Below are 20,347 nucleotides of genomic sequence, written 5' to 3'. Positions count from 1 at the left end.
TTTAAAACTAACGTTTGCGGTAAGATTTTGTTTTATTATCGTGCAGTAATCCGGTCGTAGCTCACTTCGCCCTTCGTTCGCCATCTATTCGCCCTTTGTTCGGGAATTGTCTACCGCCTGTCCAACTTGGGTCCACCTTGGGCCCACTGATTGTCCACCTAATCAGTGGGCCCAAGGTGGACAGTCAGTGGGCGCAGCGTGGAGCGGCCCCGAATAAGGGGCGAAGCAAGTGCGAACAGGTAGCGAAGCGATTACCAGTAACGATGACCGCGGGTTGACGCTAGCTAATTGTTCTATAATACCGAATCTTTAAATTCTATGCGAATTACGTTGGAGTCATCGTCATGAAGTCCAAGGAGCTGGCTTGCATTGCCTTTATTGATGGCGATTTCGAGATAGTTGGAAATGCCGAATAAGCACAGTTTTTCTCCTTCGCCTACTTCATTGTAGTGCCAGGAAAGGTTGGTGATGGTCTCATTGCGTTTGAAGTAGAGTACAAAATGCCGGCCTTTCTGTACCTTATTGAATAAATCTTTGGAGATGTTGGTGATGGCATTGCCAAAGGCATCCACATAAATGACATTGCCTCTGATCATATCTTTATCAAAGATGGGCTGCAAGGTCATTTTTTCAATCAGCTGTTGCATTGGCGTTCCGACATCTTTTAGTTTTCCCCCTTTGGCGATGTGACAGGCAGATTTAGATAGAATGTCTGCTAATGGAAAATGTAGATACCGCAAATCCTGCATTAAGTTGAGTTCGTAGAGTTCTTGTGGTTCATTGCCATTCAACAATAGACTGAAGATACCGTTGTCGGCTCCAACGAAATAGTGATCATTATATTTCATGCCGATATACCTGGATTCTTCATGAAATAAGGTGTTGATCCCGATGATGTGGACAGTTCCTTTCGGGAAATAGTGATAAGCATTGCCCAATACAAATGCGGCTCGAGGAATATTAAATGCTGGGATCTCATGAGTAATATCAACAATATTGGCATCAGATAACTGCGTTAAAAGACTCCCTTTTAGCGCCGCTTGATAAAAATCTTTATGTCCTAAGTCTGTTGTTAATGTAATTACTGCCATTATAATCTAAATCCTAGATTGAATTGCTGTCGAATTCCCGTAAAATATACCCCGTAATTTATCCAAATAGAGAACAAAATTACTATTTATCAGGTGATTTGTAAAGCTAATTGGAGAACTTATTTTGATTATCTTTTTTTTTCGGTTGATATACACCGACATAGCGTAAATTTCACGTATATTGACATGTTTGCACCATAGACATTGCCCTCCAGATACGCATTCTTATTCGCGTTGTTTGTACGCGCTATATTCTTGGTGGTTTCGTTAGAATACGTTAATTTTGAATAGTGTTATACAGGAATGATATTGTGTAATGGCTACAATCTAATTAATTCTAAATAGATAAAATTTGAACGAATTACTAATTGCATTAGATGGTCTGAATTTGCCCGTATTGTGGGGAGCAGACAATGAGCACTTCGATTATTTGAAGAAGCAATTCCCTAAACTGCGGATTGTAGCTCGCGGAAGTGAAATGAAAGTGCTAGGAGATGCGAAGGAATTGGACCTGTTTGAACACTCTTTTCAGGAAGTTGTGGCCCATTTGGAGAAATTTAACAACATTACCTTGTTGGATTTTGAAAATCTGCTGGGAGCAAGTGCAGGTTCTGCCGCTCAACAGGAAAAGGAACTCGCTTCCAAGAATGCTGCTTTTGGATCCGAACCAATCGTATATGGGCCTAATGGTCTGATTGTACGTGCACGTACCCCCAACCAGCGGAAGATGGTAGAGAGTATTTCCAAAAATGATATCTTATTTGCTATCGGACCGGCAGGAACGGGAAAAACCTATACTGCCGTTGCTTTGGCTGTTAGGGCACTCCGGAATAAAGAAATTAAAAGAATCATTTTGACGCGGCCAGCTGTTGAAGCGGGAGAAAATCTGGGATTTCTTCCAGGCGATCTAAAGGAAAAAGTAGATCCCTATTTGAGGCCCCTTTATGATGCCTTGGACGATATGATTCCTGCCGAAAAACTCAAAGGTTATTTGGAAAACCGCACCATCGAGGTGGCACCATTGGCGTTTATGCGGGGACGTACGCTCGACAACTGTTTTGTCATTTTGGATGAAGCTCAGAATGCAACAGATATGCAGTTGAAGATGTTTTTAACGCGGATGGGGCCTACGGCCAAATTTATTGTTACTGGTGATATGACACAAGTGGATTTGCCGAAGAAAAATCAGTCGGGATTGTCAACGGCGATTCGCTTATTAGACAATATCGAAGGGATAGATATTGTTCACCTCAGCGGCGGAGATGTGGTGCGCCATAAATTGGTGCGTCGCATATTAGAAGCATATGGCGACATTTAATAGGCTGATGCCGAAAGAAAGGTATTGTTTTCCCGCTAGAAACAAATGAGTACAGCGAGCTCATAAAATAAATGCGGTATGATCCTGCCTGGCATAAAGGCGCCATTCGCAGATTATAATAATTATTTACAGGTGTATTTTACTTTGAACATGAATGCTATAAAAGAAACAAATTTCAATTTTGAAAACCAGACTGCTTTTTACAGAGGAAAGGTGCGTGATGTGTATACGATTGCCAATACGTATTTGGCAATGGTAGCTTCCGACCGTATTTCAGCATTCGATGTGGTGCTTCCTCGTCCTATTCCGTATAAAGGGCAAGTTCTGAATCAAATTGCAGCCAAATTTTTAAAGGCTACTGCTGATATTATTCCAAACTGGGTGGTATCTGTTCCGGACCCAAGTGTGACAATTGGGCAAATGTGTGAGCCGTTTAAAGTGGAAATGGTTATCCGTGGTTATTTATCCGGCCATGCCTGGCGTGAATATGCGGCAGGTAAACGTGAAGTTTGTGGTGAATCATTGCCAGAAGGGTTAAAGGAAAACGACAAGTTGCCGGAACCTATTATTACGCCGACAACTAAAGCTGCGGTCGGCCACGATGAGGACATCTCACGTGCTGATATTTTGAATAAGGGCATCGTAAGTGAGGAGGACTATGTTCAGCTCGAGCAATATACAAAAGCTTTATTCCAAAGAGGAACTGAAATTGCAGCACAACGCGGTTTAATATTGGTGGATACGAAGTATGAGTTTGGTAAAAAGGATGGTCAAATCGTGTTGATTGACGAAATTCATACACCGGATTCTTCGCGTTATTTTTATGCCGAAGGTTATCAAGAACGCCAAGATCAAAATGAGCCACAAAAGCAACTATCGAAAGAGTTTGTAAGGAAATGGTTGATCGAAAACGGTTTTCAAGGAAAAGACGGACAAACTGTTCCGGAAATGACGGATGAAATTGTAGCTTCCATTTCTGAACGTTATATTGAACTATATGAACATATTGTCGGAGAAAAGTTTGTTTACCCAGAACAGGAAAATGTGCTTGAACGGGTAGAAAGAAATGTGGCAAACGCCTTAAAAACGCTAAATTATTAGTACATTGTATCCTCAAATAAAGGAGATCAGCTCATGAAGTATACCATTGATAAACACGATCGCTATATTGTCATAGAACCACATGTCGATGTGATAGATGCGGATAATGCAGCTAAACTCAAAGGAGAGTTTTTGTTGCGGAATACGATTGGACAACGAAATATTGTGCTGGATATGATTCATGTTAAAAAAACAGACGAAGTTGGCATCCGGTTAGGGGTACTCGCACATCGGTTGTGTCAATCGGTTGGTGGCATATTTATTCTGGTGAATCTTTGTCCTACATTAATGGATATGGTTCGTGTATCACATTTAGATAAATCGCTAAAGATTGCACCATCATTGAAGGTTGCCGAGGATTTAATCTTTGCACACGAACTGGAATCTGCGTATCGGGGGGCGATTGAGGATTAATATGAAGTTTGAAGTTCTGATATTAGGAAATAGCTCGGCAACGCCCATGTTTGATCGTCATCCGACCAGCCAGGTGTTGAACTTTAATGAGCAATTGTTTTTGATCGATTGCGGAGAAGGCACACAGATGCAGCTCAGCAGATATGGTATCAAGAGCAATCGTATCGGACATATATTTATTAGCCATCTACATGGAGATCATTATTTGGGCCTGGTGGGTTTGCTGTCATCCATGCACCTTGTCGGCAGAAAAAGTGATCTCCATCTGTATGGCCCTGCCGCGTTAAAAGAAATTTTAGACTTACAGTTTCTACATTCTGAAACAGTTTTACGCTATAATCTTGTTTTTCATCCAATTTCACCTGACGCGCCGGGTGTTATTTTTGAGAATAGGACATTAAAGGTAAGTACATTCCCGCTGAGACATCGGATTGCCTGTACGGGATTTCGCTTTGATGAGGGGCCGCGGGCACGAACTTTACTTGCCGATGTGGTACAGGCCTTAAATATTCCGACCGTTTATTATCCTATGATAAAAAAGGGGATGGATTATGTCGACGAAAGCGGCAAAGTATATGCTGCAGATGATTTAAGTCTCCCCGCACCACGTTCGCGCAGCTATGTCTATTGTTCGGATACGGTACGTACAGCAGACTATCTCCCTTTTGTTCAGAAGGCAAATCTCATGTATCATGAGTCTACATTCTTGCATGATATGGTGGATCGTGCTAAAGAGACATTTCATACAACAGCCTTTGAAGCTGGCGAGATAGCGAAAGAAACTCATGCCAAAAAATTACTTTTGGGGCATTACTCAGCACGATATAGAGATTTAAATCCACTATTGGAAGAAGCGAGGTCGGTATTCCCCAATACAGAGCTTTCGATAGAGGGGAAATGGTTTTCAGTATAAATAAGCGCTCCGATGAATAATTGCTTATTATATTGCATATGATGAACAATTTATCTAAGTTTACGGCTCTAATTTTTTTATAATGGATAATCCATTCAACTTAAACAACCTATTACGGGAAAATATTAAGAAGCTCGTACCTTATTCATCCGCAAGAGATGAATTTAAAGGGGAGGCATCTATATTGATCGATGCCAATGAAAATCCTTTTGGATCCCCACTAAGCCATGATTACAACCGATACCCAGACCCTCTCCAACATCAACTCAAAGCAAAGCTTTCTAAAATAAAAGGCGTACCCGCAGAAAATATCTTTTTGGGAAATGGAAGCGATGAAGCAATTGATATTTTATATCGTGCTTTTTGTACGCCAGGTGTGGATAATGTGATTTTAGTTCCACCAACCTATGGTATGTATGAAGTTTCTGCCAACATCAATGATGTAGCCTGCAGGAAAGTCAACCTCACCGCAGATTATCAATTGGATTTGGAGGGTATTGCCAATGCAATAGACGCCCATACGAAATTGATTTTTATCTGTTCTCCGAATAACCCAACCGGAAACTCAATCCGTCGTCAGGACATTGAAACGATCCTGAATAATTTTCAGGGGCTGGTGATTGTGGACGAAGCTTATATCAATTTTTCCGCTGTAAAATCATTTACACAAGAATTGGCAGAATATCCCAATTTAGTTGTGTTGCAGACATTGTCCAAAGCCTGGGGCTTAGCCGCCTTACGCTTGGGTATGGCTTTTGCGAGTAAAGAGGTAATCGCTGTTTATAATAAAATTAAACCTCCATATAACATTAACCAGGCCACACAAGATATTGTACTGGAAGCTTTAGATCAGGTGGATCAAGTCAATGACTGGATAAAAGAAACCGTAGCTGAGCGCGAAAAAATCGTGCGCGAACTGCTTGAACTGGATTATGTACAGCATATCACACCTTCCGATGCTAACTTTATTTTGGTCAAAATGGATCAACCTCGGGAAGTTTACGATTACTTGGTTCAATATGGAATCATCGTGAGGGATCGATCTAAAGTCGAATTATGTGAGGGATGTTTGCGGATCACGGTTGGCACACCGGCTGAAAATCAAACATTATTAGAAAAACTTAATCAAATCAATAAATAATACTATGCCTGATAACTTAAAACGTGTACTGTTTATAGACCGAGACGGAACATTAATTTTGGAACCAGAAGATGAACAAATCGATTCTTTTGCCAAATTAAAATTCTATCCCGGTGCCTTGCAGTATCTGCCACGTATCGCAAAGGAACTGGATTTCGAATTGATCTTGGTTTCGAACCAAGATGGTTTAGGAACTTCTTCCCATCCGGAAGAGAATTTCTGGCCAGTCCATCATTTTGTGCTCAATACGTTTGCAGGAGAAGGGGTGGTATTTGCCAAAGAGCATATCGATAAAACTTTTCCACATGAAAATGCGGACACGCGTAAACCGGGGATAGGCATGTTGGGGGATTATTTTGATGCATCAAGATATGATTTGAGCCAGTCTTTTGTTATTGGTGATCGTGTAAACGATGTTAAACTGGCACAAAATCTTGGGGCTAAGGCAATCTGGCTCCGCGCCAATGATCAATTAGGTGCATTGGAAAACTTAGCGATCGATTCAACTGTTATAGCTTTAGAAACAACAGATTGGAAGACCGTATATGAATTTCTTAAATTGGGCACGCGTACCGCCGAACATCATCGTAAGACTAATGAAACAGATATTTTCATTCATTTGAACTTGGATGGTTCAGGTAAGTCTGACATTGATACAGGATTGCCATTTTTTGACCATATGTTGGATCAATTGGCTCGGCATGGGGCATTAGACTTGACGATAAAAGCAAAAGGGGATCTGCATATAGACGAACATCATACGATAGAAGATACAGGTATCGCTTTGGGGGAGGTATTTTTAAAAGCCCTTGGTGATAAGCGGGGTATTGAACGTTATTCGTATACATTGCCGATGGATGATTGTTTGGCTCAGGTTGCATTGGATTTCGGTGGTCGAAACTGGATTGTATGGGATGCCGCATTTAAACGGGAAAAAATTGGAGATATGCCTACAGAGATGTTTTTCCATTTCTTTAAATCGTTTTCGGACGCTTCGCGATCGAATTTAAATATAAAAGCAGAAGGCGAAAATGAGCATCACAAGATCGAAGCAATCTTTAAAGCATTTGCTAAATCCATCAAGAAAGCAGTGAGACGCGATGCTGATCACATGCAGTTGCCAAGTACGAAGGGAGTATTGTAAAATGATAGGAATTATTAATTATGGTGCAGGGAATATTTTTTCCTTAACAGCGGCGTTAGATCGGGTAGGACTCTCCTATGGGATGATCAATACGGCGGAGGAGATCGATCAGTACGATCGGATTATCATCCCAGGAGTCGGGCATGCGGGGGCAGCGATGGATAAATTGCAGGAGTCGGGACTCGTACCAGCTATCAAAGCGCTTCGTAAGCCGGTGTTGGGTATTTGTGTAGGAATGCAATTGCTAACTGACTTTTCAGAAGAGGGAAATGCAGAAATGTTAAAGTTAATTCCTTTGAAAACTCTTCATTTTGATAGCAAAATGGCTGGCAAAGTCCCACATATGGGGTGGAATAGCGTTGCTGTACAAGCAAATAATCCTTTATTTGCGCACATTCAAAATCAGACTTATTTTTATTTTGTCCACTCGTATTTCATTGAATTCGATGACAGGTATACCGCTGCAAAATGTGTCTATGGGCAGCCCTTTTCAGCGGCAATTTCCAAAGACAATTTCTTTGGTGTACAATTTCACCCCGAGAAATCCGGGAAAGCAGGTGAGCAATTATTGCTCAATTTTTCAACTATTTAAATTGACTAAAAACATTCAACTATGTATATCATTCCAGCAATAGACGTTTTGGACAAAAAGGTTGTCCGCCTGAGAGAAGGCAACTATGACGACGTCACAACGTATGCAATCAGCTTAGAAGAGCAGATCGAAAACTATCATGCAAATGGTACTGAGTTGGTTCATATCATTGATTTAAACGGAGCAAAAGGAGACTTCAGCAATCAGGCCTACCTATTTGATATCATCCAGAAAACAGAAATGAAAATTCAATATGGAGGTGGTGTTAGAAGTATAGAAAAGGTAAAGGAACTGGTCGATGCGGGTGTTTACCGTGTCATTGTGGGAACACAGGCGATTACAAATCCTTCTTTCCTGGAGGAACTGGCTACCTTGAACGAAGGGAAAGTGAAGTATGCGGATCACATTGTAATAGCAATTGACGTATTGGATGAGGTTATTAAATATTCGGGCTGGTTGGAAAGCTCGCCAATTAAACTGATCGAGTATATCGATAAATGTTTGGTATTGGGATTCTTTAGGTTCTTATGTACCGATATTAGTAAAGATGGTAAATTGGGCGGTGCTGGTGTTGAATTGTACCAAAAGTTGTTGAGCCATTCTCCAATTATCAAGCTCATTGCTTCTGGTGGAATCAGTTCAATGGATGATATTCAGAAACTTCAGGAATTGGGTGGAGTAGAATCTGTAGTTGTTGGAAAGGCAATCTATGAAAATAGAATCTCGATCGATGAAATCAAAGATTGGAATTTAAAATCGTTAATCAGATTTTAGCATGCTTGCAAAACGTATTATTCCGTGTTTAGATGTTAAAGATGGGCGAACTGTAAAAGGCGTCAATTTCGTAGACTTGCGTGATGCGGGTGATCCTGTTGAGCTAGCCTATGAGTATTCTCAACAGGGAGCTGATGAACTCGTTTTCCTGGATATTACAGCGACCCATGAAAGACGTAAAACAACGATTGATTTAGTCAAAGCAGTCGCACGTCAAGTCAATATTCCTTTTACAATCGGGGGGGGGATCAATGAAATTAAAGATGCGGAAATTTTATTAAATGCGGGTGCTGATAAGATTTCCATCAATTCAGCCGCGGTACGTAATCCGGCTTTGATTAATGAAATGGCAGCTGCTTTTGGCGCACAATTCGTCGTAGTAGCAGTAGATACCCGATCTATTGAAGGACAAAATTTTGTGTACTTGAGCGGTGGACGTATAAAGACCGAGTTGAATACATCGGAATGGATCATGGAGGCACAGGAGCGAGGGGCAGGAGAGATTTTGCTCACATCGATGGATCATGATGGTACAAAAAATGGCTTTGATAATGGCTTCTTAAAAACCATAAATGATCAGATTCATATTCCGCTTATAGCTTCTGGCGGTGCCGGTAATCAACAGCATTTTGTGGATGTTTTTCAACACGCTAATGTAGATGCTGCTTTGGCGGCTTCTGTCTTCCACTATGGCGAAATATTGATTCCGGATCTTAAAGCTACGTTGCAGCAAAATGGAATTGTCGTACGATAGAAAACAGGATTGAAGACTAATAATCAAAGAGCAGTACGTCATAGACTTGCTGAATAAAGTCCTGAGAAATTAAACGAGAGCTCATGGCTCTTCGAAAATAATTAAAAATTGAAATACTAAAATCATGTTAGATTTTGCAAAAAGTGACGGCCTTGTTCCAGTGATTGTGCAGGACTTCCAAACGTTGGAAGTCTTGATGTTGGGCTATATGAATGAGGAAGCTTGGCAGAAGACTCAAGCAGAGAAACGTGTCACGTTTTTCTCCCGAAGCAAAAATCGCCTTTGGACAAAGGGTGAAGACAGTGGTAACTTTTTGAATGTAAAAAGCATTCATATTGATTGCGATAAAGATACCGTTTTAATTAAAGCAGACCCAATGGGGCCTACTTGTCACACTGGGAGCAGAAGTTGTTTCAGTACAGATTTTAATCAAAATTTTCTGTTGGAGCTAGAGCGCATTGTTAACAATCGGTATGCGCATCCGTCAGACGAATCTTATGTTAACCGTCTGCGTTCTCGTGGGATCAATAAGATTGCCCAAAAGGTGGGTGAGGAAGCGGTTGAAACAGTCATTGCAGCTTTGACCGAAACTGATACTGATTTTATCAACGAGACTTCAGACTTATTGTTTCATTTGATCGTATTGTTGCGGGAAAAAGGATTTTCTTTAGAAACAATTGCGAAAAACCTAGAAAGCAGACATCAATAGGTGTTTGGGCAATGGGATTGCCGTTGAACAAAATCAAAAGTGGTCAGCAGGCTTTAAGCTAAGATGACAAAAGAATCTCAGAAGTGCAGTATATTTGTGGATATACTGCACTTCTTGTTTCTACGGGCTAACAATACGTATTGCTGTATTGATCTTTACTGGATCCACAGTTCGGTCGGCGGAAAATTTAATCCTATTGCATATAAAATGGATATGAACTATGCGATCTGGATAGAGAAGGAGTTTTAGCGAAATAACTATGGATATTACATTGAAATCGACGTTACCAGGACATCAGAACCCTATTTTCTGTGTTGAGAAAGGTTATGATGCAAATACCTTTTTTACAGGTGGTAACGATAAAGGCGTTGTTGAATGGGACGTGGAGAGTAATGCGTTTAAACGCATTCTATGTGCGGTTAGTTCATCGGTTTACGCTTTACGGATGATAGCGGGAACACCGATTCTGGCCATCGCGTTGCGCGAAGGTAAGCTGCTTTTTGTACATGTAGAGGAGCAAAAGCTTGTCGCAAGCATACAACTAAGCGCCAAAGCGATCTTTTCATTGGTCCATATGCCTTGGAAAAATGAACTGCTGGCAGCGGGTGAAGAAGGGACATTGTATGTCGTTAATTTGGAGACCTATAAAAATATTTACGAAAAACGTATATCCCCGACAACAATTCGGGCAATTGCAATCGATGAAGGACTTGGAAGAATAGCTTTGGCCGATAAAGATGGACAAGTTTATCTATTGGACAGTGCCGACTTTCATATGATTACTAATTCAAAATTGCATAGTATGCCCGCCACGTCTTTGGCTTTTATCGATAATAAATTGCTAAGTGGTGGACGGGATGCACAATTGGTGATTTCAGACCCAAATCAATTGACGAGTAATTTTTCCTTTGTACCTCATCTTTTTACCGTATACGGTATATATCCCCATCCTAAAGCGCCGATTTTTACAACCGTCAGTCGGGATAAATCGTTAAAATTCTGGTCAGCAGATGACTTTGCCTTATTGAAAAATATGAGTCGAGAGAAAATGCAGGATGGCCATCATTTATCTGTAAATGCGGGAGTATGGTCTGAAGATGGGAAATATTTCTTTAGTGTGAGCGATGACAAACTCGTTAAAGTCTGGGAATGTCATTTATAGAAGATTGATCCGGAAAAGCAAACTATCCAGGTAGAAAAAAAATATAGATTGTTTGTAGCGAATTCATAAGTATATCGTTAACTATAGAGATTATAAACTTAATTGACCTCATAGTTATATTTTATGAAAAGAATTTGGATTATCTTATTGAGTTGTATAGCGCTTGCGAGCTGTGATAAGATCGAAAGTAAGGGAATGTATCTGGCTCGCGTGCCAATATTTGAAACAATGGAAAGTATACGGGCTAAAGCGAATCCCGTAAGCGGCCCTACCGCTATTGTTCAAGCTGGAAAGATCTATCTTTATCAAGATTATTTGTTAATCAATGAACCAGGGAAAGGTATCCATATCTTTAATAATGTAGATCCGTCAAAACCTCTGGCGGTGGCGTTCTTAAGTATTCCTGGAAATGTGGATCTTGCGGTTCTGGATGGAAAGCTGTATGCTGATAGTTTTACAGATCTGTTGACCTTCGATCTGGAAAATCCAGCGTCACCCAAGTTATTGACACGAAATAAGGATGTGTTTAAGGTCTTGCTTGAAATGGATTACATCAATAATACTACAGATCGCATCATTACAGGATACCGAGATAGTCTTGTAAGCTATAGCCAAAAAGATAAATATTCACCCTATGACCGAAAAGATAATGTTTATTACGAGACCAATTCGGGATCGGGGCAGGGCGGATCTATGGCGCGATTTACCATTGCTAATAAACATTTATATGCTGTAGATCAAACGACATTACACCTTTTTAATGTACAGAATGCAAGTCAACCTGCCTATGTAAAGGACATAAAGATAGGCCCTGGTATCGAAACAATTTTTCCTTTTAAAAACAGCCTATTTATAGGGTCCAATACAGGCATGGTGATTTATGATATCACCACAGCATCGGCTCCCGTAGAGCTGTCGCGTTATTCGCATATTCGTGCTTGTGATCCTGTGGTAGTTAACGAGAAATATGCCTTTGTAACTTTGCGGGCTGGCGTAGTATGTGGTGGACAGCAGAATCTATTGGAAGTTATCGACATCCAAGACCTGACAAAACCGATGTTAAAAAATACCTTCACGTTGGAGAATCCCCATGGCTTGGCGCTCTCAGACCAAACCTTATATGTTTGTGAAGGAAAATTCGGATTGAAGTCATTCGATGCCAGTGATGTCAGCCAAATAGGCAATAAGCTTCTCGAAACTAAAAAAGAACTGACGAGCATAGATGTGATCGCCGGATCAAAATCACTAATCGTTGTTGCAGAAAAAGGTGTACATCAATATGATTATAGCAATAAAGCCAAACTGAAGGAATTGAGCATTATTCCTATTATTGGTTCCAAATAAAAAACGATTTCAAGAGCTTCATTATTCTGATATGAAAAGACTTTCGATTGCCATTTTGGCTCTTCTCGGGTATTTAACTGTTGATGCCCAAACAAAAAAATATACAAATCATAATGAATTTTCGGTTATTACTTATGGCCCTGCTTTTCTCGAATCTGGATTTGGCCTACATACATTCCATGGGGTGCAGCTCCATGAAAATATCGCTCTGGGTTTAAATACAGGGGTGGATAGGTATCCTGTAAACAATGAAGGATCAAAATGGTTTTTACCACTCTCAGCCAAAGTAAATTATGTAGAATTTCCTGACAGAAAGCGTAGTTTTTTCGCAGGATTGGATTTAGGCTATAGTTTTACTTCCTTGAATAAAAATGCAGTCGAGAACAATTTAAAATATGAATATCAGGGCGGCTTGCTGATAAACCCACAGCTGGGTTGGCGCTTTAAATTTAATAATTCGGCGAAATATTGGTCATTGGCAACAGGATATCGGTATCAACACTATAGCCGAAAGGACACGTATACACAACCCTCAGCAAGCTTACCAGAAATTGATATCTGGTATGGAAGAACACAAATAGATAAAAAATATGACCTGCACCGTTTTACTTTACAGCTCGGATTTGGTTTTTAGGTATCGATCAGATGTTTTTTTTTATTAACAGGTGTCGATTGCTTAAATTGTAAAAAAATAGCGTAAGTATACGGTTTGTTTTTCAAATCTACTCCGATACTTATGCTATTTCATTCGTTGGTTGTGGCGTTTATCTATTTACTGTCTAAAAGTTCGAGAATCTGCGTGAGATATTTCTTATCGACTTCATCAAAACTATTTAATTCACTGCTGTCAACGTCCAGCACACCGATAATCTGTCCCTGTTTAAAAACGGGTAGCACGATTTCGGATCGCGATAGTGAGCTACAGGCAATGTGTCCCGGAAATTGCTCCACATCAGGAACAATCAATGTTTTTTCTTGTGCCCAAGCTCCCCCGCACACACCACGACCTTTCTTGATACGCGTGCATGCAACGGGTCCCTGAAATGGACCTAATACCAGCTCATCTGCATCTATAAGATAGAATCCAACCCAGAAAAAATTGAACTGTTCCTTCAGCGCGGCGGCTATGTTGGCCAGATTGGCGATTTGATTGGATTCGCCAGTCAATAATCCTTCAATCTGAGGAAGTAAATTTTGATATTGTTCTTCTTTGCTACCTTTAGCTATTTGTAAATCCTCTGCCATAAAAATCTGTGTAAAAAAATAATCATGCATTTGCTATGAGGACTATACTTCCAAACATGCTTTGCTTGCCCAGAAAGCTACAGTACATGTCATGTCTCAACCTGCATGAAATGAAAAAGCACTAATACGCTGTTCAAAGTTAAGAGAATATTAGCGCTTTCGCATCAGGCAAATGTTAATATTTCTTGTCCTTGAACGCAAAATTCCATTGTTTAAAGTCGTTTCAGTGCTAATTTGATCATATCCTCTACAGAAAGATTGCTGTCTGTTTTTAGAATGGTATTTAATACTTTCTCTGCCGCGGCTTTGTTGAACCCGAGCATAACAAGTGCGGATAGCGCTTCGTCCGGTATGGATTGGGACTGAATAGATGTTGCCAAAGCTTCGAATCCCTGTTTCTTTAATTTATCCTGAAGTTCCAAGATAAGACGTTGTGCTGTCTTAGGACCAATTCCCTTAATCTTTTGAATCAGTGCGACCTGCCCATTAACAATGGCAGACTGGATCTCATCCGGTGTGTTTGACGAGAGGATCATACGGCCTGTATTGGGACCAATACCGGAAACAGAGATCAAATTTTCAAATAGTTTTTTCTCACCTTCAGTTGCAAAGCCATAAAGTGTATGAGAATCTTCCCGAACTTGAAGTGAAATGAATAATTTGCAGTTTTCCTGATCTTTGATTTGAGAAAAGGTATAAAGAGAGATGTGGACATAATAACCAATCCCACTCACATCGATAACAACGTGAGTGGGGGCTTTATATGTTAATTTTCCATTGAAATATTCGTACATAGTATACGAATATAGGAAGATTTTAAGCTATTCTATAAATTTTTAAGATGTGTCTGTACGTCTACGACGGCAATGGTGACCATATTGACGATTTCGCGTACAGAGCTATCCAATTGTAATACGTGGATTGGTTTGTTCATACCCAAAAGAATCGGGCCTACAGCTTCCGCTTCACCAACTTCTTGCAATAATTTATACGCAATATTGCCCGATTCTAGATTAGGGAACACAAGTGTATTTGCTGATTTCCCATTTAAATAGCTGAACGGGAAGTTTGCTGTCAGCATTTCACTATTTAACGCGAAGTTTGCTTGTAAATCACCCTCAGCAATGATATCAGGATACTGATCGTGTAGAATCTGTGCTGCAGCTCTCACTTTTGTAGGCGTTTTTCCTTCACTCGAGCCAAAGTTAGAATACGACAATAAAGCGATACGTGGTTGGATATTCATGCGCTTTACGGCTTTATCCAGTAACAGCGTAATGTCGGCCAATTCTTGTGCAGTTGGATCTTCATTCACCGTCGTATCTCCCATAAAAATTGGCCCTTTTTTGGTCAACATCATATACATTCCTGCTACGCGACTTCCTGGTTTAGCCCCGATCACATGCAATGCCGGACGAATCGTATTCGCGTAATTTTTGGTCATCCCAGAAATTAATGTATCAGCTTCGCCAAATTCCACTAAAGAGGCTCCAAAATAGTTGCGGTCATACATCAACTTACGGGCATCATATTTCGATATACCACGGCGTTGTCTTTTGATGTACAGATGCTCGATAAATTTCTTGGAACGCTCTGTTTCACCATCTACTTCAGCAACGGGGTCGATGATTTCGAGACCATCCAATTCAAAAGCATATTCTTTAATTAGGCGTTCGATTTTATCTTTTCGGCCCAAAAGAATAGGAACCGCGATGCCCTCTTCTTTGACAATCTGTGCCGCGCGCAGTGTTTTGTAATTGTCTGCTTCCGCAAAAACAACGCGCTTCGGATCCCTTTTCGCTGCCATGGTCAGGTTACGCATGATGGCATCGTCCTTACCCAGGCGTTTACGTAGCGCATCGCTGTATTGATCCCAATCTTCTATTACGGTCTTTGCTACACCTGATGCGATAGCGGCTTTCGCAACAGCCATAGAAACTTCCGTGATCAAACGTGGATCTGTAGGTTTTGGAATAATATACTCTTCTGAGAATTTTAAGTTATTGGTGTTGTAAGCCTGATTAACTTCTTCCGGAACGGGTTGTTTCGCCAAATCAGCAATCGCACGTACTGCCGCAATTTTCATTTCTTCATTGATAGAAGTTGCACGTACGTCCAACGCACCTCGGAAGATATATGGGAACCCCAATACATTGTTTACTTGGTTAGGATAGTCTGAACGACCCGTACCCATGATGATATCGTTGCGTGTCGCCATGGCCAAATCGTAAGCAATCTCAGGATTTGGATTTGCCATCGCCAATACAATTGGGTTTGGAGCCATCGATAACAACATTTCTGCCGACATGACGTCTGCTGCCGATAGACCGATAAATACATCCGAATCTTTTACAGCATCTGCCAGCGTACGGATATCGCGATCTGTTGCATATTGTGCCTTCATACCATCCAGATTTTCCCTATCTTTACGGATGACACCTTTGCTATCCAGCATGACGATATTTTCTTTGCTAGCACCAACTGAAATATACATTGCCGTACATGACATTGCAGCTGCTCCAGCACCATTGACGACGATTTTTACTTTTGAAATATCTTTACCGATAATTTCACAGGCGTTGATCAATGCTGCACCTGAGATGATTGCCGTACCATGTTGATCATCGTGCATCACAGGGATGTTCATTTCTTCTTTTAAACGGCGTTCGATTTCAAAACACTCCGGTGCTTTGATATCTTCCAGGTTGATACCTCCAAAAGTAGGTTCCAATGCTTTGACAATGTTGACGAACTCATCCACATTTTTGGTGTCCACTTCAATGTCAAATACATCAATGTCGGCAAAAATTTTGAATAATAAACCTTTACCTTCCATAACTGGTTTACCAGCTTGGGCACCGATATCGCCTAAACCCAATACTGCTGTACCATTACTGATAACGGCAACAAGGTTTCCTTTTGCGGTATATTTATATGCATCTTCTTTGTTCTCAGCAATAGCCAAACATGGCTCCGCTACACCAGGAGAATATGCTAACGATAAGTCTCTTTGCGAATTTGTTGGTTTGGTCGGAACAACAGCTATTTTACCAGGTCTACCCATGGAGTGGTAATTTAATGCTGCCTGTTTACGATTAGTGTTACTCATTACGATTTTATTAATTTAAGGCTACAAATCTATCATTCTTTTTGATAATTGAAAATTTTTACCAATATCTTATTATTATTAGACAATAATATGTTACTTCAGGACATCCAGTAATTTAAACATCTGCTGCCGCATAACAGAAGCCGATCCCGAATAGTTGTTGACCAGCAATGTATAAGTAAACGACTGTCCTGACTTATTGGTATGCACACCTGTATAACCAAGTACGCCGCCGATTGTTCCGCTTTTCATCTTCATATTGTTATAGGTGGGAAGACTTTCGTAAAAAGCAGGATACCAACTTTGCTTTTGGGCATACTGCATGATCTTATTCATGGCAGATGTGGTCACCCTATTTTGAGGTGATAAACCAGAGCCATCCATGTTATTGAGTTCACTGGATTTTATGCCTAGTTTGGCATTCCAATATTTCTGTATATAATACGCCCCTTCATCAGTCCCGGTTTTACCCGCTGTCGTATACGCGATTGCCTTTAATAAGGCTTCTCCGTAGAGGTTGATGCTCTTTTGGTTAAACCAGTAGACAATTTTGTCTAAGGTTGGGGAAAGGTGGATATCCAGGGTTTGTTTTTTTGAAACATCGACTGAATCCATTTTGGTTCCGGTAGCTGGTAGTTCGCTGGCGGGAATACCGTTGTTACTTAGTACTTCATTTAATTGATAAGCGAGATCATAAGCAGGATCGGGCGAAGAGAGCTCGATAGTTTTCTTGAGGTCCTGTCCATAGGTGCCGCGCACAAATATCTTGGTTGAATAGGGAGCGGCATAGGCGTATACATTGTCGCCACTTCCAGCTTTACCCGTAGTTGTTTCGTTGATAATTTCCAGGTAGGGAACATGCTTAGTATAGCTCAGGATCTCCGCTTTGGCGCCAATCTTATTGCTTGGACTGAAATTTACGCCAAAAGCGTTTTCACACCAATTGAGTGACGAAATTCCTGCACCGTAATAGTTCCCCATATCGGTCCATATCCATCCGCCCGGAAGCTGGTTCCCATTATAAAGCCTGTCATCTGCGATGATGGCGCCATTTATACTTTTGATACAGGCATTTTGGATTGCTGCAAGCCACTTGTTCAGTATTGTTGTTGCTTGAGTCTCTGGGTAGCGGGCGCTGCCAAGGGTGGGGTCACCCGTGCCTGTCACAATAATATTTCCGTTTAACACTCCGTTTTCGTCGATTTCACCGGTATAATATAGGGTTGTTTTGAACTGAAAATTCTTGCCCAGGAAGTCCAATGCCGTGGCCGAAGTGATTACCTTCATAGTGGAGGCGGTTGCCAATCCGATATTTTCATTTGCTGCGAATACCGTTTGTCCTGTTTTTCCATCGAAAACGATCAATGAGCTCAAACCATTCCTGAGGCTTTCCTGATTTTGAAACTGTGTAAAAGCATCCTGGACTTTACTGCGAAGATCCTGTGCAAATAGTGGAGTGGTAACGGTCGTTAACGCGTAAGTGGAAAAAGCTATCGTACTTAGCACAAATTGGTTCATATATCCTATTTTTTTATTGTCCTATGGTATATCCTCATATCCTGAATTAGATTCGACCAAACACGGTTATCTACATTCGTGCTGGCAATCATGGATATTTCGTCGGATTTATCATGATGACTTGAACGCTGCCTTATTTTTAGGGGAAAACGTTCGCTGCATTCGTTTGTTTTATTTGGCTTAAAGTTAGGCATTCGCCCCTAAAAAATCCTAACTTGCGTAAAATTGTATAAACGACATGAAGCATATCGAAAAATTAGCTGCTATTCGTGAGGCGATGAAGGTTCAGGGAATCGACGGCTATATTATCCCGTCATCAGACCCTCATATTAGTGAATATTTACCAGAACGTTACAAATGTATAGCGTGGGCATCGGGGTTTACAGGATCCGCAGGCACTTTGGCTATCACGCAGGATTTTGCTGGTCTATGGACAGATTCGCGCTACTTTGTTCAGGCGGCAGAGCAGTTGGCAGGAACAGGTTTTGAACTGGTGAAATTGAAAGCACAGGGAGCCGCGGAGTACGCTGATTGGTTGGGCGAGCAGCTGGGTGCTGGCGCTAAAGTTGCTTTTGACGGCAATCTCGCTTCTTTATTGGTGGCCCAATCTGTTCAGCATACTTTGGAGCCTTTGGAGATTACAGTAGATGGTCATGTTGATCTGCTGTCTTCCTTATGGGAAGGACGTCCAGCGCTGCCTAAGGCACAGGCCTACCTGCTGGATGAAAATATTACGGGACAATCAACGGTTTCTAAAATTGAAGCTGTTCGTGCGGAGATGAAAAAGAATAGAACGGAAGCTCATCTGATCTCATCTTTGGATGACCTGGCCTGGTTATTAAACATCCGTGGTCAGGATGTGCCCTGTAACCCTGTTGTTTTGGGCTTTGTACTGATCACAACCGAAGATACTATACTTTATATCGAACCATCGAAGCTAAGCGCTCAGGCGACGGAGCAACTGAAAGGTTATGGTGTGCGTGTGGCGCCCTATGAAGATGTCTTTAAAGCGATTTCAGCATTGGATGTGGCTTCAATTCTTATTGATCCCAAACGTACCTGTTTTGCCGTTTTCGACAGCGTACCTAAACAGGTTAAAATTGTTGAGAAAACGAATCCTTCGACGAGTTTAAAAGCTATTAAGAATACAGTTGAAATTGAAAATAATCGACATACGTTTGTAAAAGACGGGGTAGCGCTGACGCGTTTCTTTAAGTGGCTGGAAGAAAATGTTTCTTCCGGTGAACTTTCCGAATTATCTATCGCAGATAAATTGCGCGAGTTGCGCGAAAGTCAAGAGGGCTTTGTTGACGTCTCTTTTACCACAATTGCAGGATATTTGGACCATGGTGCGCTACCGCACTATTCGGCGAATGAAAAATCAAACTATATCTTACAGCCTAAGGGTTTGCTATTGGTGGATTCTGGAGGGCAATATCAAACGGGCACAACCGATATTACACGGGTAGTAACCCTGGGTGCTGCGACCCAAGAGGAGAAAGGAGATTATACATTGGTGCTCAAAGGAACGATAGAAGGCTCTCAGGCCATTTTTCCGACTGGAACGCGCGGCTATCAGATCGATGCAATTACCCGTCGCCCATTGTGGGAAACGTTACGCAACTATGGGCATGGTACCGGACATGGGGTAGGCTTTTTTCTGAATGTGCATGAAGGGCCTCAGGTGTTTAACCCGGCGGCAATCGATGTTGCGGTTGAACCTGGCATGATTACTTCAATAGAGCCTGGATTGTACCGTGTAGGCAAACATGGGATCCGTATTGAAAACTTAGTATTGACCCGTAAAGCAGGTTCTTCCGAATTTGGAGACTTCTTGGACTTTGAGACATTAACGATATGTTATATCGCAACTGATTTGATCGAGAAATCCTTATTGGATAAGAAACATATTGCCTGGTTGAATAATTATAATCAATGGGTTTTTGATCAGTTATCAACGCATCTTAATGCGGAGGAAAAGAACTGGTTGGCAGATAAGTGCCAAGCAATTTAATCAC

At 41.2% G+C, this 20,347-nt stretch carries 20 protein-coding genes; 15 read left to right on the top strand and 5 right to left on the bottom strand.

Going from position 1 to position 20,347, the window contains the following annotated elements; all coding sequences use genetic code 11:
* Positions 1–293: 293 nt before the first annotated feature.
* On the bottom strand, positions 294–1,091 hold the full coding sequence (locus tag QE382_RS21595; RefSeq protein WP_307187727.1) for an SAM hydrolase/SAM-dependent halogenase family protein: 798 nt from the start codon (positions 1,089–1,091) through the stop codon (positions 294–296).
* Between the two features lie 352 nt (positions 1,092–1,443).
* Here QE382_RS21595 and QE382_RS21590 point away from each other — a divergent pair, with 352 nt between their 5' ends.
* The 14 genes from QE382_RS21590 (at position 1,444) to QE382_RS21525 (ending at position 13,091) form a co-directional block, all read left to right on the top strand.
* Positions 1,444–2,409 carry a PhoH family protein gene (locus tag QE382_RS21590; protein ID WP_307187726.1) on the top strand — a complete coding sequence of 322 codons (966 nt, stop codon included), beginning with the start codon at positions 1,444–1,446 and terminating at the stop codon, positions 2,407–2,409.
* Positions 2,410–2,559: 150 nt separating this feature from the next.
* Complete coding sequence (locus QE382_RS21585) at positions 2,560–3,510, top strand: phosphoribosylaminoimidazolesuccinocarboxamide synthase (RefSeq protein WP_307188050.1); 951 nt, start codon at positions 2,560–2,562, stop codon at positions 3,508–3,510.
* 33 nt (positions 3,511–3,543) lie between these two features.
* Positions 3,544–3,924, top strand: a complete 381-nt coding sequence (locus QE382_RS21580; RefSeq protein WP_307187725.1) for an STAS domain-containing protein — start codon at positions 3,544–3,546, stop codon at positions 3,922–3,924.
* Between the two features lies 1 nt (position 3,925).
* Positions 3,926–4,837, top strand: a complete 912-nt coding sequence (locus QE382_RS21575) for a ribonuclease Z (RefSeq protein WP_307187724.1) — start codon at positions 3,926–3,928, stop codon at positions 4,835–4,837.
* Positions 4,838–4,919: 82 nt separating this feature from the next.
* The gene (gene hisC / locus QE382_RS21570; protein ID WP_307187723.1) at positions 4,920–5,978 is read left to right on the top strand and encodes a histidinol-phosphate transaminase; all 1,059 of its coding nucleotides are present in this window, start codon (positions 4,920–4,922) and stop codon (positions 5,976–5,978) included.
* 4 nt (positions 5,979–5,982) lie between these two features.
* Entirely contained in the window at positions 5,983–7,122 is a 1,140-nt protein-coding gene (gene hisB, locus QE382_RS21565) for a bifunctional histidinol-phosphatase/imidazoleglycerol-phosphate dehydratase HisB (protein WP_307187722.1), read from the top strand.
* Between the two features lies 1 nt (position 7,123).
* Positions 7,124–7,714, top strand: coding sequence for an imidazole glycerol phosphate synthase subunit HisH (gene hisH / locus QE382_RS21560; RefSeq protein WP_293939458.1), 591 nt, complete (start codon positions 7,124–7,126; stop codon positions 7,712–7,714).
* 21 nt (positions 7,715–7,735) lie between these two features.
* Positions 7,736–8,488, top strand: a complete 753-nt coding sequence (locus QE382_RS21555) for a 1-(5-phosphoribosyl)-5-[(5-phosphoribosylamino)methylideneamino]imidazole-4-carboxamide isomerase (protein ID WP_293879509.1) — start codon at positions 7,736–7,738, stop codon at positions 8,486–8,488.
* A gap of 1 nt (position 8,489) precedes the next feature.
* Positions 8,490–9,242 (top strand): imidazole glycerol phosphate synthase subunit HisF, encoded by a 753-nt coding sequence (hisF, locus tag QE382_RS21550; RefSeq protein ID WP_307187721.1) that lies wholly within the window; start codon positions 8,490–8,492, stop codon positions 9,240–9,242.
* 124 nt (positions 9,243–9,366) lie between these two features.
* Positions 9,367–9,951 carry a bifunctional phosphoribosyl-AMP cyclohydrolase/phosphoribosyl-ATP diphosphatase HisIE gene (gene hisIE / locus QE382_RS21545; RefSeq protein WP_307187720.1) on the top strand — a complete coding sequence of 195 codons (585 nt, stop codon included), beginning with the start codon at positions 9,367–9,369 and terminating at the stop codon, positions 9,949–9,951.
* A gap of 63 nt (positions 9,952–10,014) precedes the next feature.
* A complete protein-coding gene (locus QE382_RS21540; RefSeq protein ID WP_307187719.1) occupies positions 10,015–10,200 on the top strand; it encodes a hypothetical protein in 186 nt (61 codons plus the stop codon).
* 10 nt (positions 10,201–10,210) lie between these two features.
* Positions 10,211–11,113, top strand: coding sequence for a WD40 repeat domain-containing protein (locus tag QE382_RS21535; protein ID WP_307187718.1), 903 nt, complete (start codon positions 10,211–10,213; stop codon positions 11,111–11,113).
* Between the two features lie 123 nt (positions 11,114–11,236).
* On the top strand, positions 11,237–12,457 hold the full coding sequence (locus QE382_RS21530) for an LVIVD repeat-containing protein (protein ID WP_307187717.1): 1,221 nt from the start codon (positions 11,237–11,239) through the stop codon (positions 12,455–12,457).
* Positions 12,458–12,488: 31 nt separating this feature from the next.
* A complete protein-coding gene (locus tag QE382_RS21525) occupies positions 12,489–13,091 on the top strand; it encodes a hypothetical protein (RefSeq protein ID WP_307187716.1) in 603 nt (200 codons plus the stop codon).
* 134 nt (positions 13,092–13,225) lie between these two features.
* Here QE382_RS21525 and msrC read toward each other — a convergent pair whose 3' ends face one another.
* From msrC to dacB, 4 genes are all read right to left on the bottom strand, one after another.
* Positions 13,226–13,702 (bottom strand): free L-methionine (R)-S-oxide reductase MsrC, encoded by a 477-nt coding sequence (gene msrC / locus QE382_RS21520; protein WP_307187715.1) that lies wholly within the window; start codon positions 13,700–13,702, stop codon positions 13,226–13,228.
* A gap of 212 nt (positions 13,703–13,914) precedes the next feature.
* The gene (gene ruvA / locus QE382_RS21515; protein WP_293939479.1) at positions 13,915–14,496 is read right to left on the bottom strand and encodes a Holliday junction branch migration protein RuvA; all 582 of its coding nucleotides are present in this window, start codon (positions 14,494–14,496) and stop codon (positions 13,915–13,917) included.
* A 32-nt stretch (positions 14,497–14,528) separates the two neighbouring features.
* Complete coding sequence (locus tag QE382_RS21510; RefSeq protein WP_307187714.1) at positions 14,529–16,811, bottom strand: NADP-dependent malic enzyme; 2,283 nt, start codon at positions 16,809–16,811, stop codon at positions 14,529–14,531.
* 93 nt (positions 16,812–16,904) lie between these two features.
* On the bottom strand, positions 16,905–18,329 hold the full coding sequence (gene dacB, locus QE382_RS21505) for a D-alanyl-D-alanine carboxypeptidase/D-alanyl-D-alanine endopeptidase (RefSeq protein ID WP_307187713.1): 1,425 nt from the start codon (positions 18,327–18,329) through the stop codon (positions 16,905–16,907).
* Positions 18,330–18,567: 238 nt separating this feature from the next.
* On the opposite strand from dacB, the gene QE382_RS21500 reads away from it, so the two are divergent.
* Positions 18,568–20,343, top strand: a complete 1,776-nt coding sequence (locus QE382_RS21500; RefSeq protein WP_307187712.1) for an aminopeptidase P family protein — start codon at positions 18,568–18,570, stop codon at positions 20,341–20,343.
* Positions 20,344–20,347: the final 4 nt, after the last annotated feature.

Origin of the sequence: Sphingobacterium zeae (genome assembly GCF_030818895.1) — a bacterium.
In the GTDB taxonomy this organism is placed as follows: domain Bacteria; phylum Bacteroidota; class Bacteroidia; order Sphingobacteriales; family Sphingobacteriaceae; genus Sphingobacterium; species Sphingobacterium zeae.
This window is presented reverse-complemented; position numbering and strand designations above follow the sequence as displayed.

Coding starts and splice junctions, on each gene's coding strand:
- QE382_RS21585 (WP_307188050.1), top strand. CDS start 2,560: ATGAATGCTATAAAAGAAACAAATTTCAATTTTGAAAACCAGACTGCT.
- QE382_RS21555 (WP_293879509.1), top strand. CDS start 7,736: ATGTATATCATTCCAGCAATAGACGTTTTGGACAAAAAGGTTGTCCGC.
- msrC (WP_307187715.1), bottom strand. CDS start 13,702: ATGGCAGAGGATTTACAAATAGCTAAAGGTAGCAAAGAAGAACAATAT.
- ruvA (WP_293939479.1), bottom strand. CDS start 14,496: ATGTACGAATATTTCAATGGAAAATTAACATATAAAGCCCCCACTCAC.
- QE382_RS21580 (WP_307187725.1), top strand. CDS start 3,544: ATGAAGTATACCATTGATAAACACGATCGCTATATTGTCATAGAACCA.
- QE382_RS21510 (WP_307187714.1), bottom strand. CDS start 16,811: ATGAGTAACACTAATCGTAAACAGGCAGCATTAAATTACCACTCCATG.
- QE382_RS21540 (WP_307187719.1), top strand. CDS start 10,015: ATGACAAAAGAATCTCAGAAGTGCAGTATATTTGTGGATATACTGCAC.
- hisB (WP_307187722.1), top strand. CDS start 5,983: ATGCCTGATAACTTAAAACGTGTACTGTTTATAGACCGAGACGGAACA.
- hisIE (WP_307187720.1), top strand. CDS start 9,367: ATGTTAGATTTTGCAAAAAGTGACGGCCTTGTTCCAGTGATTGTGCAG.
- hisC (WP_307187723.1), top strand. CDS start 4,920: ATGGATAATCCATTCAACTTAAACAACCTATTACGGGAAAATATTAAG.
- dacB (WP_307187713.1), bottom strand. CDS start 18,329: ATGAACCAATTTGTGCTAAGTACGATAGCTTTTTCCACTTACGCGTTA.
- hisH (WP_293939458.1), top strand. CDS start 7,124: ATGATAGGAATTATTAATTATGGTGCAGGGAATATTTTTTCCTTAACA.
- QE382_RS21530 (WP_307187717.1), top strand. CDS start 11,237: ATGAAAAGAATTTGGATTATCTTATTGAGTTGTATAGCGCTTGCGAGC.
- hisF (WP_307187721.1), top strand. CDS start 8,490: ATGCTTGCAAAACGTATTATTCCGTGTTTAGATGTTAAAGATGGGCGA.
- QE382_RS21525 (WP_307187716.1), top strand. CDS start 12,489: ATGAAAAGACTTTCGATTGCCATTTTGGCTCTTCTCGGGTATTTAACT.
- QE382_RS21575 (WP_307187724.1), top strand. CDS start 3,926: ATGAAGTTTGAAGTTCTGATATTAGGAAATAGCTCGGCAACGCCCATG.
- QE382_RS21595 (WP_307187727.1), bottom strand. CDS start 1,091: ATGGCAGTAATTACATTAACAACAGACTTAGGACATAAAGATTTTTAT.
- QE382_RS21535 (WP_307187718.1), top strand. CDS start 10,211: ATGGATATTACATTGAAATCGACGTTACCAGGACATCAGAACCCTATT.
- QE382_RS21500 (WP_307187712.1), top strand. CDS start 18,568: ATGAAGCATATCGAAAAATTAGCTGCTATTCGTGAGGCGATGAAGGTT.